The sequence below is a fragment of the Chryseobacterium sp. 2TAF14 genome (genome assembly GCF_052115105.1).
Taxonomy (GTDB): domain Bacteria; phylum Bacteroidota; class Bacteroidia; order Flavobacteriales; family Weeksellaceae; genus Chryseobacterium.
In genome coordinates, this window is sequence record NZ_JBFRGA010000041.1 from 1 (window position 1) to 15354 (window position 15354).

Below are 15354 nucleotides of genomic sequence, written 5' to 3' on the forward strand. Positions count from 1 at the left end.
CAATGGCGCTTCGCTCAGCAAAAGATGTTGAGGACTTCTCCTTTTTAATTATTCTTGAGAAATTATTGGAAGTTATTCTAAAAAACTTAAATTTATCCTATGAAAATTTTAATCATTAACGGACCTAATCTTAATCTTTTGGGAACAAGAGAACCGGAAATCTACGGAAATATTTCGATGGAAGATTATTTGGAAAAATTAAAGTCTGAATTTACCTCTTACCAATTAGATTATTATCAATCGAATATTGAAGGTGAGCTGATTAACAGACTTCAGGCCGACAATTTTGATGCAGTTGTTATTAATCCCGGAGCTTTTACCCATTATTCCTATGCGATTGCGGATTGTTTAAAAAATATTCAGAAACCTAAAATTGAAGTTCACATCAGTAATATTTACAAAAGGGAAGAATTTCGTCAAAAATCTGTAACGGCAGCTTGTACCGATGCGGTTTTGTCCGGCTTTGGAATGGAGGGATATCGACTGGCGATTTTGAGCCTGAAATCGTGATTGTATTTCCCACGGATTTTCACAGATGATTGTATAAAATGCTTTATGAATTTTTATTCTCGCAGATTTTGAAGATTGCGCAGATTACTTCATTTTAAAAATAAAAAATCCTCATCAAATTGATGAGGATTTCTTCACTATTTCTAAATGGTCTGTTCCTGCAATTGAGGACCAGAAGCAATCAGTTTTTTGCCTTCGTCAGTATTGCAATACTGCTCGAAGTTTTTGATATATTTTGCAGCAAGATCTTTTGCTTTTTCTTCCCATTCTGCAACATTGCTGTAGGTGTCTCTAGGATCTAAAATCCCTTCAGAAACGTTTGGCAATGAAGTAGGAATTTCTAAATTCATTACCGGAATAGTCGTTTTCTCAGCTTTTTCGATTGATCCGTCGATGATCGCATCAATGATAGCTCTTGTATCTTTTAGTGAAATTCTCTTTCCTGTACCGTTCCAACCTGTGTTTACCAAGTAAGCTTTTGCACCGTGTTCTTTCATTTTTCCGATCAATGTTTTTGAATACATTGTTGGATGTAATGTTAAAAACGCTTCTCCAAATGCCGGTGAGAAAGATGGTTCCGGTTCTGTAATTCCTCTTTCTGTTCCTGCTAATTTTGAAGTATATCCGCAAAGGAAGTGATATTGCGCCTGATTTTCATCTAAAATAGAAACCGGAGGCAATACTCCGAAAGCATCTGCAGAAAGATAAACAATCTTGCTTGCATGACCTGCTTTAGAAGGCAAAACGATTTTGTTAATATGGTAAATCGGGTAAGAAACTCTCGTATTTTCAGTGATAGATCCGTCTGTGTAATCAGCAACACCGTCGTGTACAACTACGTTTTCAAGAAGTGCATCTCTTTTTATTGCTCTGAAGATATCCGGTTCTTTTTCTGCTGACAAATCGATTACTTTAGCATAACATCCGCCTTCGTAATTGAAAACTCCGTTGTTATCCCAACCGTGCTCGTCGTCACCAATTAAATATCTTTTAGGATCTGCAGACAAAGTTGTTTTTCCTGTTCCCGAAAGTCCGAAGAATAACGCTACATCTCCTTCTTCACCTACGTTTGCAGAACAGTGCATTGATGCCATTCTTTTCAACGGAAGATAGTAATTCATCATGGCAAACATTCCTTTTTTCATCTCACCACCGTACCAGGTCCCTCCGATGATCTGAAGTTTTTCGGTAAGGTTAAACATGACAAAGTTTTCAGAATTCAATTCCTGAGCCTCCCAGTTAGGATTTGTAGTTTTTGAACCGTTGATTACCGTAAAATCAGGCTCACCGAAATTTTCCAATTCGAAATGAGAAGGACGGATGAACATATTCGTAACGAAATGCGCCTGCCAAGCAACTTCAACGATAAATCTTACTTTTAATCTTGTATCGGTATTTGTCCCGCAAAAAGTATCAACTACATAAATCTTTTTTGCATGGGAAAGCTGAGTTAATACCAACTCTTTACAAGACTCGAAAATTTCAGGTGTTGTAGGTAAATTTACTTTACCATCCCAGAAAATAGTATCTTTTGTAACATCATCCTGAACAATATACCTGTCTTTAGGCGAACGGCCCGTGAAAATTCCTGTTTTTACAGATACTGCACCAGATTCTGTAAGCTCAGCTTTCTCAAACCCCTGATTTTCAGGTGAAATTTCCGCTTGATATAACTCTTCGTATGAAGGATTATAAATTAATTCGTAATCTCCTTTAATCCCTAATTTTTGTAAATCCTGGACGATTTTAGCGTTTTTCATTTTACTTATATTTTCTTTTTCTTTTTGTTTGTTTAACATAATTAATATTAACTAATTGTTAAACGTGGATAAATATAAACATATAAGCGAAAATGGCAAATAAAAAATAACAGATATAAAATACTGATTAACAATCAATTATTTCATTCCATTCAAAAACAGTGGTAAAACCTTTTCCCCAAAAATAGTCCTTAAAGCCTGCAAATTTTGAGCTCATTACAAAATCTCCACCCCAAGCTCCCAAACTTTTTACAAAACTGGGGCAATCTGAGAAAAACCTCGACTTAACTGTCGGAATTTCAATAAAATCTGAAATTTTTTGCTCATGTATCATCATTAGTTCGGAAAAATTTTCCAATTCATTACATAACAAAATATTTCTTGTGAGATTTGAAAATTCATCCACCACAATTTGAGACTTTATTTTTGACCTGTAAAGCTGGATGGCTTCGCGGCTGTCCTGCTTCTGATTGAGATGAATAAAAATCAGCTCATTTTTAAATTTTGGATTAAAATTGATCTTCTCAAAATGTATTTCAGGTTTGTTCTGATACAACACCGCAGATTTTGCATGAGCAATTGCAATATCATATCCGCTTCCGCCCAAACTGATAGAATTTAAATGAAAAGGATCAACTTCAGACCATTCTGCAAGGTTGTTCATTAAAGTAGAACTGCTTCCCAAACCGTAATCTGACGGAAACTGAAGATTTGTTTTTAAATGATAAGTATCGTTGTTTTTAAATTTAGTTTCAGAAAGACTCTGAACATTTTTAAGAGTTTTAAGAATAAACTCTGCACTTGAAGTAATGTTGGTTTCAAGAATCTGCCAATTTTTATAATCGATGACAGCTTTTAACCATAATTTGTTTTGATGATAAGCCTCCCAGAAAACAAGAGAATTTCCGTCTTGCTTTTCTTCAAAGAAAAACTCTTGTCCTAGCTTTGTGGGTACCGCTAAGACAAGAGCTCCGTCTACAGCAAAATATTCTGAAGTAAGCATAAGCTTTCCCGGTGAAAATATTTTGCCCATTTTTATTTAATTAAATAGCAGAAGTAGATGTTACTGCGCTATCAATTTTTTTGATTAATCCCTGAAGTGTTTTTCCAGGCCCAACTTCTACAAAATTTGTAGCTCCGTCTTTAATCATATTCTGTACAGATTGTGTCCATTTTACAGGCCCAGTCAACTGAGCGATAAGATTGGCTTTAATCTGATCCGGATCTGTAACGGCAGTTGTTGTAATATTCTGATAAACAGGAATAGTTGCCTTTCTGAACTTCGTATTTTCAATTGCAGCAGCCAGTCTTTCCTGTGCAGGCTGCATCAATGGTGAATGAAAAGCTCCGTTTACAGGTAACAATAATGCTCTTTTTGCTCCGACTTCTTTTAATTTTACACAAGCTTCTTCCACAGCAACCGTTTCACCAGAAATCACCAATTGCCCGGGACAATTGTAATTAGCAGGAACCACAACTCCGCTTATTGATGCGCAGATCTCTTCAACTTTAGCATCATCTAAACCTAAAATTGCAGCCATAGAACTTGGATTTGCATCACAAGCAGCCTGCATTGCCTTTGCTCTTTCAGACACAAGTTTCAAACCATCGTCGAAAGATAAAACTCCATTGGCAACCAATGCTGAAAATTCTCCTAAAGAGTGTCCTGCAACCATTTCGGCGCCAAGACCGTTTACTGCTTTTAAAGCAGCAACCGAATGTATGAATATTGAAGGTTGGGTAACCTCCGTTTTCTTAAGATCTTCATCTGTCCCTGTAAACATCAGGGAAAGAATATCAAAACCTAAAATTTCGTTAGCAGATTCCATCAGATCTTTAATGTCTTTACGGGAATCGTACAATTCTTTTCCCATACCTACAAACTGTGATCCCTGACCAGGAAATACAAGTGCTTTCATTTATTTATTTAAAATATATAGTTTAATAAGTCGTTGATTGTTTTTAGTTGTCAGTTGTGGCTTGAATTTCTATGTTTTAACAACTAAAAAAAATCTTTATGATTTAAATTTAAGGAACCAATCTGATCACTCTGAAACCTGTGTTTACATAAGCTCCGTTTGATTTAGATTTTACAAATTCGAATTTGGTAGCCAACTGAGTCTGTACTTTATTGATCTGCTTAAAGATTTCTCCTTTTTTGTTTTCTCTTGTCAGCATATCGTTTACCACATCAAAACCAATCACGGCATATTTACCGGGAGTTTTGCAGTATTTAGATTTGTAAGCAGCAAGGATTTCTTTTTCAAAATTTCCTTCAGCATTGATTTTTCTGTCCATCACATAAACCAGACTTGCCTGACTCAGCTCATCCACTTTTTTATCGAAACTCGGAACGGCATACATACTGAATGCTTTGATGCCCTGAACTTCTTTAGACAAAGCAATTACTTTATTTGAAAAAGCTTCGCCTACCGTTTCACTATCGCTTGCCAAAATCGCAATAACCGGAGCAGATTGTCCTGTCATCATATTTTGATCTAACTGAATTTCTGAAGCATTATTTACAACAATAATCTGCGCATTTTTTACATTTTTCTCGAGACTCGATTTAAGATAATTGGCATTTTCCTTTTTAGCGTCTGCAAGAATGTAAATTTTTTGATTAGAATATACTGATTTTACTTCTTCAGAAATTTTATCGGCGTAAGTTTGATCGTTGGTTTCAACAATAATTAAATTGCTGAAGTTGTATAGTTCCGGTGAGTTTGCAAATGGCGCCACTACAGGAATTTTCTGGGTTTTAGTAAAATCTAAAAGATCAATTACATTCGATTTGAAGAAAGGACCGATAATTAAATCGGTATTATTTGGATTGATTTGTGATAAAGAGCTTTTGAATGAAGCTTCATTACCAGAATCAACAATTTTTACATCTAATTTTTGTCCGGCTGCAGCATTTCTTTCAATCGCTAGTTTTGCACCGGTAAGGAAATCGGTTGCCATTGCACGATACTGAGTTTCATTTGTGCTATAACCGAACGGAAGCATCAAAACCACGCTTAACGCATCACCACTCTTCTTGATATAGGCTGCATCAAGTTTTCTGATTTTTAAAATCATTCCGGCTTTTAAACCTTTAGACAAATCCGGGTTTAAAGCAATCAATTCATCGATAGTAATTCCGAATTTATTTACGATTGAAAAAACAGTATCGCCTTGTTCAACAGTATAAGTAGCATATTCATCCTGATTAGAATGAGAATTTACAGCCGAAGATCTTTCGTTTCCGGAATCTATTTTAGTTTTGTTATTATTTACCGGAGCATTTTCAGCAACAGTTTCAACAGGCTTTGTTTCTGTAGTAGTTACAGCCTGATTTCCACCATATTTTTTAATACTATCGAGAGGTAAAGTGATCTCATCTCCTATTTTCATGTGAGAATCAAGTTCCGGATTGAGTTTCCTCAAATCAGTTTCAGAAATTCTATATTGTTTTGTAATACCGTAAATGGTTTGTTTAGGCTGAAGGATGATTCTTCCTGTCTTTGAAGAAACATCTGCAGATGATTTTACAACAGCAGCATTTGCAGTTCCCGATTTTACGGTAACCACATCTCCGATTGCAAATTTCCCGCCTTTCACTGCAGGATTAAGCTTATAAAGCTCATCCAACGAAATTCCGTATTTCTTAGAAATATTGTAGGGAGTATCACCTTTTATAACCGTGTGTGTTTTCTGAGCAGCTAAACCAAGAAACATACATAAACCAGATAGTACAAAAAACCTCTTAATCATTTTCGATATTATAATTTACAAAAATACTTCTTTAAAATTAAATGGCAACAATTATTAATTTTGAATCTTCTACCACCATTTCTTCCAGACAAAATTCTACCCAAGAATATCCGAAATCCGCAAAAAATACAGAGAAATTATAGATTCTTTCCTGCCATGTTTTCGACGGATGAACATCTAAGAACAGATTTTCTAAACGTTCCAACAGCTCATTTTGTTTTATTTTTTCAGCACGAAGAAGCCTTCTTTTCATTCTTTCGAAAGATTTCAGCTGTCTCGTTTTTTCTGCTTCTACTAAATTACCAAAAGATTTTTCTGTTTTTTCTGCGATGTTTTCCAATTCTGAAAACTGTTTCGTCAGAAGATTCTCTTTATCATTAAGTAAATTAAGAATTTCGTTATTATCTAAGATCTTATCATTGGTAATTTTAGTGAAATTTCTGAAAAAATCTTCTATTTTCAAGTCCAATTTATTGATTTTGCCTAACGTTTTTTCTTTTAAAAATAACATTGAGTTTCTCGGAATTAAAATCGGGAAAGATAAATTTAATGTAGTAAAATAATCTTTCAGCTCAAGCCAGTACATAATTTCTGCATTTCCACCAATGTAGGCAAGATTCGGCAAAACGGTTTCCTGATAAACAGGACGCATCAATGCATTTGGACTAAACTTTTCGGGAAAACTTTCAAGTTCGCTTAAAATTTCTTCTTTGCTGAACTGAATATTTTTATCTACAACGATATAATTTTTACCGTCAAAATCTATTCTGTCTCGGGTCTCAGATAGATAAAAAAGATTTATTTCACGCGGATTTACCTGAACTTTACCATACTTATCTGTCAGAAAATCTACTTTATCTTTTGATTTTTTATGTAAGCTGAAATTTTCAAGCTCATCTTTAAAAACATCTTTAATCTGATTTTTCAATTCTTTTGAATCTCCATCAACAATCAACAAACCAAAATCTGAAAACAATCTGTTAACCAAAGTCTGAATTGCTTTCGTTAAAGTATTTCCGTTTTTGTACGCTTCTTTAAGCATTAAAATAAGCTCGGTTCCGAAAACAGAGTCTTTAAATTCTTTTTCAAATTCAGAAATGAAAAAAGTATCATTTACAGAAATCCGTCCAACTGCACCGCCTGACTTTTCATTGATTTCGTAATAATTATTTTCTGTTTTAAAATGATTGATTTCTGCAAAATCGTGATCTTCAGAAGCCATCCAATAGACCGGAACAAAATTAAAATCCGGAAAATTTTGCTGTAAATACGTACAGGTTTTTATCGTCTGAAGAATTTTGTATACAAAAAAAACAGGCCCGGAAAACAGATTCAACTGATGACCTGTTGTGATGGTAAATGTATTATTTTGTTTAAGATTTTCTAAATTTTCTGTTTGTTTAGAAGACAATTTAAAATCTGAAAGCTGAGATTTTATCGTTTCAGATAGAATTTCTCTTTTTTCTAATGCGAAAGAATTTTGTTTTAAATGAATTTGCTGGGCAAAATTTTCGAGTGAAAAAGTTTGCGCTTCAAATCCTTCAATATCATGGTTCAGGAAATCTTTTACCAATTTTGGAATGCTTTCAATTTCGCTGAATGCTATTTTATTTATTGTTTTCAACCTGATTGAATTTTAGTTGAACAGATACCATAAAATCCCGATATTCAGTCTAAAATCATAAACCGGATAATGCGGAAATGTATAAGCTTTGTTGTGTGAAATAACCGTTCCTATTTGCTGACCTTCGATGAAAAAGAACATTCTTTTCACTTTCATATTAATGTAAAGATCGGCAATTGGCTGTCCTCCGATCGAGAAAGAATCTGCACTCGGCAAAATATATTCGTTAAGAATCGGGAAATATTCTCGTGAAGCAAATTTTGAGAAATAATACACTTTTAAACCAGCCTGAATTTCTGCTGCATTTTTGAATGCTTTAGACTGAAAGAAAAAGTTGGCTCTTCCGATAAAAGAAGGCATCGGCAACAATTCTTTATTGGTTAATGCATTCTGAAACTGTAATCTTGTATTTAAATGAAATTTACCGTAACTGAATGTAGCATCACCTCCAATCTGAGAAATATTTACAGAATTTGAGCTTTGCTTCGGCATTGCAAAAGCATCAAAATAGGTATAATTATCTATCCTGAAATAGTTAGCAAAAAGCTGGGTCTGGAACCATTTTAAATTGACATTCCCGCCAATTTCCGTTACCGATTGATTTTTTGCATCATTAAGGAAATAATTAAAATTGTTGTATGCCGAAACATTAGCCAAGTAATTAAATGATGGATATGTACTCTGGAAATTTACTTTTGCATTAACAAAGTAATCTTTGATCGGCTCAAACTTGATATTGTTTGTCGTCTTTAAATAATTACCAAATTGATTTCCTTTAGAAACCTCTAAAAATGAATTAACCTGAAATTTATCAAAAAGTTTGATCTGTAGATTTCCGACAGCGCCTAATCTGTTTTCTTTAAGTTCAGAAGGAATTTGAAGAATTGGCAACGTAATCTGATTTACACCAAATTTCAACATTTGGTATCTTAAACCGGCATCCAATTTAAAGCGTTCGTTATCGAAAACCAAGCTGAGTGTATTGCTGAAATTATTTGAATATTTTTTTGTCGACAAAGGAAAACCTGTGACAATTTCGGATTCTGAAGTAAACCAATATGGTTCTAAGCCGTCTTGATTGTAATAATATTTATTGCCCTGATTAAAAATCGTGTGACGAATTCTGAAAGGATACTTTTCAGGATTAAAAGGTGTAAACTGATGACTCAGATAATATCTTCTATACCAATATTGTGAGCTGGAAGATTGCAAATTTACCAAAGCTCTGTCTCTATTTCTAAACTCGCTATCACCGGATTGGAAGAGGTCATCATTCACAATTCCGCCATTTTCCTGGTTATTGACGTTTTGATGAAGATAATGAGCGAATAATTCATAGTTCCCGCTTTTTGAAGTATAATGTCCGGAAAACAAAGTATTGTTATTTGCAGCTAAAGAATTTCTGTAAAAACCTTGAGAACGCAATCCCATATAATCTAAGGCAAAGTTGAATCGTTTCCCGATATTCTGAGTGTACGTCGATTGTAAAGCTGCGCCGTTCTTCATCGCCGTGTGATAAATAAAAGTTGCAGTAGGAGTTTTTACATCATAATATTTGATGTCATTAATTCCTAAAATACCATAAGATTTGTTGGTCGGTAGTAAAGAAAGATTTTGTTCGGCATTCACTTCATAAGATAAAGGATTGAATCCCGACCCGATATTTGCAAACTGCACTCTTCCAAAATTATCTCTGTTATTATATTGAGAAAAAATATAGGTCTTGTTAAAACTCATCGCCGTATCAAATATTTTCTTTTCAGAAAACTGAGTCTGATACTGATAATCATTAATCGTCGGCCTAAAAATTTTAAGAGAATCTTTTGTCCCGGAATCTATTACCAAAGTGTCTTTCAGCTTTTTCTCAAGCATGTTAGAGTCTGTTTTATTAACAATAACCTGAGCTTTAGTAAATGAAGCAAGGAAAAATATGATTAGAAAAAGGTATTTCATGAATATTTTTTGTACAGCAAAAATAAGAAATAAAAGGTAATAAAAAACCCCGTCGGATGACGGGGTCGTATTTATTCACGATGCCTGTAATTACAAAGGTGTAAATGTACACGTTGTATCAAACGGAGAAGTAAACAATGACTGAGTAACAGTAAATTCAATTACTCCAGTAGATGGGTTATAAGTTCCAGAACCACCTGGACCAGTACTTGTAGCACCACTTGTAAATATAACATTAGTACAATTGATAGTTATGGTTCCAGGATAAAGGTATTGGTTATTATATGACGGATTATTTGTAGCCCACGCAACGAAACTAGGTCCCCAAGAAGAGTTAATTCTRAATTGATTATCTGTACCTGCTACAGGGATAAGAGTCTGTTGATGACTTGGTGCATATTCATTGAAAGCATATACATCTACATTATATACCAATGGGAAAGTATTACTATCAATAGGACAAGCTAAATTGAAATTAACAACAACCTCCTGATCAAATGAAGCCATTCCAAGTGAGCTTGATTTCAGTGTAAAAACTGCTTTTTTACCGGCAGTTGCTGCTGATTCTTTAACATTTATTTTAAAATCCCCTACCGCAGTTCCAGCAGATAAAACATCTGTACCTTCAACGATAGTAAAATCCGTTCCTAAAACAGCAGTAGACTTTGCAGGTTCAAAAACCAATTCAACATTGTGGTTTGAAGTAACGTTCTTAAGAACACCATAAGTAACTAAATAATCAGCATTGCCAGTTGATAATCTGACATATGCATTTTGTTCAATTTTATCAAAATGGAGTAATGATTCGCCTTCATAAATAGCTTCTTCTGCATCTTTACAAGAATTTATAGCAAGAAACAATGAAGCCAGAAGAAATATACTAAAGATTTTTTTCATAACTAAATAATTTTAACGTTATAATTAATATCCCGGGTTTTGTTGGATATTCGGGTTAGCCTGAGTTTCTGATGTAGGAATTGGGAAAGTATATCTGTTCAAATCACTCAATGTTGCCACAGGATTTAAAACATAAATATCCACACCTTGTCTGGTAATCAACCTACCATTTCTTTTTAAATCTAAGAAACGAGATCCCTCCCAAGCAAATTCTCTCGCTCTTTCATCTAATATTTTAGTAATTGCATCGTTTTGATCAGCAAACGCACTTGATGTTCCTGCATTTCTTGCTGTTCTCAGTGTAGAATATGCATTGAAAGAAGCTGTAAGATCAGGAGAAGCCTTTCTAGCATTAGCTTCTGCCAAAATCATATAAACATCTGCAACTCTAAAAACTTTAATATTATTAACTCCATAATTACCTGTTGTTCCAGGATATTTATTAACTATAAAAGTATTGTATGGGCTAGCTGCTGTTCCTCCAAAATATCTAGCTCTTCTAAAGTCTCCTGTAGTAAATTTATTATATAAAGTAACTCCTGGATTCCAGTATAATAATCCACCACTGCTTATAGTATTTGTTGTGAAATATGTCCCTGGAGAAGAATTAACTGACCCGGGAATATTTGTTTGGAAGAAAAATAGTTCAGAAGTATTTGTATCAGTCCATATAGCTTGTACTGTAGCTAAAGTATTTGCCAAAGTACTATTAAATGCCAATGCTTGATTCGAATAGGTTATTGCTTGATCAAAATTATTCATTTCCAAAGCAATATATGCTTGTAAAACTCTTAATGCTCCTTGATTAAATCTGTTTTTGGTAGTTGCAGGAACATTAGCTAATAAAGGATATGCCTCATTACAGTCAGCAAGTATTGCTTCATAAGTAGCTTGCATTGTTGGTCTGGAAGGAGTAGCATAAATATCATCACCTGTTACGTAGGGAATTCCCATTGCACTTGCATTATATTTAGGAGAAAATAATCTAACTAAAAGAAAGTGATTATATGCTCTTAAAGCTAAAGCTTCACCTCTAAGTTGATTTTTAAGTGATATTTCGTCCGCTGAATTAGCTTGAATTTTATCAAAATTTAATAATAACTTATTTGCGCTAGAAATTGATCCATAAGCACCATACCATATACTAGAAAATTCAGCTTGCCCCGAAGTAAATGTCCAAGAATGAACCTCTTTTCCTTGTCCATTATTTGTTTGACTGAATTTTAATTCGTCTGATATTAAAGATTGTGCATATAAATTTGCTCCTAATGGCAATCTAGAATATGCTCCTAAAACTACCTCTTCAGAATTTTTAACATTTTTAAAAACATTTTCTTCAATTACTCCATCAGGGTCTAATTGATCATTTATAACATCAGTACAGCTTACTATACTTAATGAAGCGATACCTATAAAGAAAAATTTTATTTTATTTATTTTCATATTTTTAAATTTTAGAAATTAAATTTACAACCAAATGTGATTGTTCTTGAGAATGGATACTCGTATGATCCAATATTATTACTATCATCAGGATCTAACCCTGTCCATTTAGTCCAAGTATAAAGATTGTTTCCAATCGCAAAAATATCAATACCATTCATAAATCCTAAGAATTTACCATCAATATGATAGTTTAATCTAACTTCCTGTAATCTCAAGAATGACGCATCTTCAATATCTTTCGAACTGAACTGTCGTGGATATTGATAATTCTGAATCTCAGTAATCTGACCAGGAGTAGTCCACATAGTATTCATTATTGTAGATAAATTATACTGTGCGAAATTTGGATTTTCTAAGAAATATGATTCATTATTAAATCTAAAGTATTTCGCTTTATATCGGAAATTTGCAGTTGCTGTGAAACCTTTATATTTAAATTCAGCTCCGAAACCACCAAAAATTTCAGGTTTAAAAGAACCCCAATTTGCAGTTGCATTAGAATCAGAATACACATTAGTTAAGTTTCCATTTACATCATAATATAATGGCTGTCCATTTGAAGCATCAACACCACCCCATCCTACGATATAATGAGATCCAAAAGGTAATCCGACACGGATAATCGATGTCCCTTGTTCAAACTCAGTAACACCTCCTAATGAAGTAATTTTATTTTTCACCTGGCTAAAGTTTCCAAATAAACTTAGAGATGAATTTTTTGTACGTAATACATTAAGATTTAAGTTTACTTCATAACCTTTATTTTCCATTTCACCTCCATTATAATTGCCTATACTAGAAAAACCTGTAGTTCCAGATAAGCTATATTGGATATATAAATCAGAAGTTTTTCTATTGTAATAGCTCATACTTCCTGAAATCCTATTATTCCATACTGCAAAGTCAACACCTGCATTTAATTCTTTGGCAACTTCCCATTTATAATTATCATTTCCAGGAACTGTAGGAACTAAGGTTGTTCCACCAGCATAACTGCCACTACCATAATATTGTGAAGTCTGATAAGGACTAATCAATTCAATATCAATCGGGTTACCAGCTTCTCCATAATTTACTCTTGGTTTTAACTCATTGATAAATCCAATAGAACTCATGAAATCTTCTTTATGCAACAACCATGCTCCACCTAGACCATAAAAAGTTCCCCATTTATAATTAGTCCCGAAATTTGACGCACTCTCTCTTCTTACACTTCCATTGAAAGAGTATTTACCATTATACACATATGAAACGTTACCCATAAACGCAAGTCTATGATAGTTTGTTTTACCACCAGTAACATCAGGTAAAAAATCCGCAGAAACCAATATTCCAGCAGGGCTATTATTATATAAATTATTCAATCCATAACCTGTATAACCAAATGATCTTACAGTTTTGTAAAAGTATTCATATAATGCTGTTGCTGTTACATCGTGTTTTTCATTAAAAACATTTCTGTAGTTTAATGAAGTATTGTTTATAATGCTTGATATTTGGCTATTTGATCTGCTTAGTGAACCTCTATTACCAGTAACCCCATTAACTCCTAAGTAAGTATTAGGATTAATATAACCTTCAGAGTTATATGATGTATGATCAATACCTACAAATTGTCTTACATTCAAATTTTTAAAAAGCTGATACGTCCCTGTTAAGCTAGAAATCAATTTCAATTCTTTTCTATTACCAACTCTAGAGTTAATAGTTTCAAGAGCATTTCCCCCGATTTTTCCAGCACCTGTATTATATTGTCCATTAGGTAAGAAAGGTACATCACTAGGAGGCGCTAAAAATGTAGCTACTACAGGGTTATTCAGATTAATAGCACCTTCAGAACTCACATTGTTTCTATCACCGTATGCAAAAGTATTATTAAATTGAATACTAAATTTTTCACTCGGCTTAGCAAATAAGTTAATCATTGCTGAAGTTCTTTCATAATCTGAATTTCTAATAATCCCGTCTTGTTTTAAATATCCAACTTGGGTAAAATAATTAAAAGTATCAGAACCACCAGTCACTGCAAAGTCATGTTGACTAAATGTTCCGTTTTGAAACACCAACTTTTTCCAGTCCGTGTTTGTATTTGAAAGATTTGCAATATCCTGATCTGTATAAGGATTACCTGTATAAGGATTATCCAAACCTATTGATCTTCTAAAATTGTTCCATTGATTAGAATTCATTAATGAAACTTTATCATTTGCTCTTGTAGAAACACCATATTGCCCAGTATAAGTAACTAAAGCCTTTTGTCTTGCACGTCCTTTTTTACTTGTTAACAATACAACTCCGGCACCCCCAGACGCACCATATTGTGCAGCTGTAGCAATATCCTTAATTACCCCTACCTCTTCAAACGAATTAGGATCTAATAATTGAAAAGCACTTGCCGAAATAGGAACCCCATCTAAAACATATAATGGTGTACTACTTCCATTGATCGTAGACGTACCACGAATATCTACTCTAAAATTAGAYGATCCTGGTTGACCTGATCCAAAAGAAATATCTACACCTGCAAGCTTGCCAACTAAAGCCTGCTGAACAGTCGCACCTGGCGTACTTTCAATATCTTTAGCTTTTACAGCAGCAACATCACTTGTAGTATTCTCTTTTTTCATATTGGTGTAACCCAAATTTACAATAACTACCTCCTCAATATCCTGATTGATAGTATCTCTCTTAGGTTTTGTGTTTTGAGCAGTAACTAATTGCCCTCCTATAAAGAACAGTACTCCCGCGCTCATCATACGTAATTTCACATTCATATTAACAAAAATTTAATATTATATTTGTGCAAATATGTTAATAATTATTAAATCTTCCAAATTTTTTAACTTTTATTTTACATTGATTTATTTAAATAAAGATTTTGTATATATTTGTCTAAATTATACTTAAAAATGAAAAAACATATCTACTTATTAGGATTTGCCTTTCTAATTCCAAAGCTTGGAAGCGCTCAAACTTTAGAAGAAAGAAGAAAAATTGCTTTAAACTCTGATCAATATGGCAATATTCATCTTTTAAATGAGTTGAAAAAGGAAGATGCTGAAAGAAAAAGCAGATTAAACAATTTCTTAAGTCAAAATCCAGCTTATAAAAAAACTATAAAAATCGGTTCAATGGGAAAACAGGAATTATTAGATGTTCTGCCCAATGGTAATAAAGTTTTTGCGAAAACAACTAACGCAGGTGCCGCTACAACAGCAAGAGCAAATCATTTATATAACGGAGGGAGCTTGGGTATAAACGTACAGGGGCAAAATATGACTGCTGCTGTATGGGACGGTGGAAATGTTCGAAATACACATCAAGAATTTATGGTCGGGGCGGTTAGCAAAATTACTTTAGCTGATGGATCAAATTTTGAAAACCATGCTACCCATGTTGCAGGAACGA

General features: G+C 33.7%; 10 protein-coding genes and 1 pseudogene. 2 read left to right on the top strand and 9 right to left on the bottom strand.

Annotation, left to right across the window (positions count from 1 at the left end):
- Window positions 1-99: 99 nt before the first annotated feature.
- Window positions 100-510 (top strand): type II 3-dehydroquinate dehydratase, encoded by a 411-nt coding sequence (locus AB4Y90_RS06800; RefSeq protein ID WP_441556663.1) that lies wholly within the window; start codon window positions 100-102, stop codon window positions 508-510.
- Between the two features lie 143 nt (window positions 511-653).
- Here the strand turns inward: AB4Y90_RS06800 and pckA are convergent, their stop codons facing one another.
- The 9 genes from pckA to AB4Y90_RS06845 form a co-directional block, all read right to left on the bottom strand.
- On the bottom strand, window positions 654-2270 hold the full coding sequence (pckA, locus tag AB4Y90_RS06805) for a phosphoenolpyruvate carboxykinase (ATP) (RefSeq protein ID WP_441556664.1): 1617 nt from the start codon (window positions 2268-2270) through the stop codon (window positions 654-656).
- A 127-nt stretch (window positions 2271-2397) separates the two neighbouring features.
- Window positions 2398-3303 (bottom strand): GYDIA family GHMP kinase, encoded by a 906-nt coding sequence (locus tag AB4Y90_RS06810; RefSeq protein ID WP_441556665.1) that lies wholly within the window; start codon window positions 3301-3303, stop codon window positions 2398-2400.
- A gap of 10 nt (window positions 3304-3313) precedes the next feature.
- On the bottom strand, window positions 3314-4189 hold the full coding sequence (gene fabD, locus AB4Y90_RS06815) for an ACP S-malonyltransferase (protein ID WP_441556666.1): 876 nt from the start codon (window positions 4187-4189) through the stop codon (window positions 3314-3316).
- Between the two features lie 109 nt (window positions 4190-4298).
- Window positions 4299-6026, bottom strand: a complete 1728-nt coding sequence (locus AB4Y90_RS06820; RefSeq protein WP_441556667.1) for a LysM peptidoglycan-binding domain-containing protein — start codon at window positions 6024-6026, stop codon at window positions 4299-4301.
- Between the two features lie 37 nt (window positions 6027-6063).
- Window positions 6064-7650 carry a bacillithiol biosynthesis cysteine-adding enzyme BshC gene (gene bshC, locus AB4Y90_RS06825; protein ID WP_441556668.1) on the bottom strand — a complete coding sequence of 529 codons (1587 nt, stop codon included), beginning with the start codon at window positions 7648-7650 and terminating at the stop codon, window positions 6064-6066.
- A gap of 12 nt (window positions 7651-7662) precedes the next feature.
- Window positions 7663-9603, bottom strand: a complete 1941-nt coding sequence (locus AB4Y90_RS06830; RefSeq protein WP_441556669.1) for a putative porin — start codon at window positions 9601-9603, stop codon at window positions 7663-7665.
- Window positions 9604-9693: 90 nt separating this feature from the next.
- A complete protein-coding gene (locus tag AB4Y90_RS06835) occupies window positions 9694-10500 on the bottom strand; it encodes a hypothetical protein (RefSeq protein ID WP_441556670.1) in 807 nt (268 codons plus the stop codon).
- Window positions 10501-10524: 24 nt separating this feature from the next.
- Complete coding sequence (locus tag AB4Y90_RS06840; protein WP_441556671.1) at window positions 10525-11943, bottom strand: RagB/SusD family nutrient uptake outer membrane protein; 1419 nt, start codon at window positions 11941-11943, stop codon at window positions 10525-10527.
- An 11-nt stretch (window positions 11944-11954) separates the two neighbouring features.
- Window positions 11955-14720, bottom strand: a complete 2766-nt coding sequence (locus AB4Y90_RS06845; RefSeq protein ID WP_441556672.1) for a SusC/RagA family TonB-linked outer membrane protein — start codon at window positions 14718-14720, stop codon at window positions 11955-11957.
- A gap of 135 nt (window positions 14721-14855) precedes the next feature.
- Between AB4Y90_RS06845 and AB4Y90_RS06850 the strand changes: the two are divergent.
- Window positions 14856-15354: pseudogene (locus tag AB4Y90_RS06850) on the top strand (hypothetical protein); the annotation flags it as partial.

What these genes read in the sequence shown, in the direction of transcription:
- fabD (WP_441556666.1), bottom strand. Translation starts at nt 4,189, where the DNA reads ATGAAAGCACTTGTATTTCCTGGTCAGGGATCACAGTTTGTAGGTATG.
- AB4Y90_RS06830 (WP_441556669.1), bottom strand. Translation starts at nt 9,603, where the DNA reads ATGAAATACCTTTTTCTAATCATATTTTTCCTTGCTTCATTTACTAAA.
- AB4Y90_RS06810 (WP_441556665.1), bottom strand. Translation starts at nt 3,303, where the DNA reads ATGGGCAAAATATTTTCACCGGGAAAGCTTATGCTTACTTCAGAATAT.
- AB4Y90_RS06840 (WP_441556671.1), bottom strand. Translation starts at nt 11,943, where the DNA reads ATGAAAATAAATAAAATAAAATTTTTCTTTATAGGTATCGCTTCATTA.
- pckA (WP_441556664.1), bottom strand. Translation starts at nt 2,270, where the DNA reads ATGAAAAACGCTAAAATCGTCCAGGATTTACAAAAATTAGGGATTAAA.
- AB4Y90_RS06820 (WP_441556667.1), bottom strand. Translation starts at nt 6,026, where the DNA reads ATGATTAAGAGGTTTTTTGTACTATCTGGTTTATGTATGTTTCTTGGT.
- AB4Y90_RS06800 (WP_441556663.1), top strand. Translation starts at nt 100, where the DNA reads ATGAAAATTTTAATCATTAACGGACCTAATCTTAATCTTTTGGGAACA.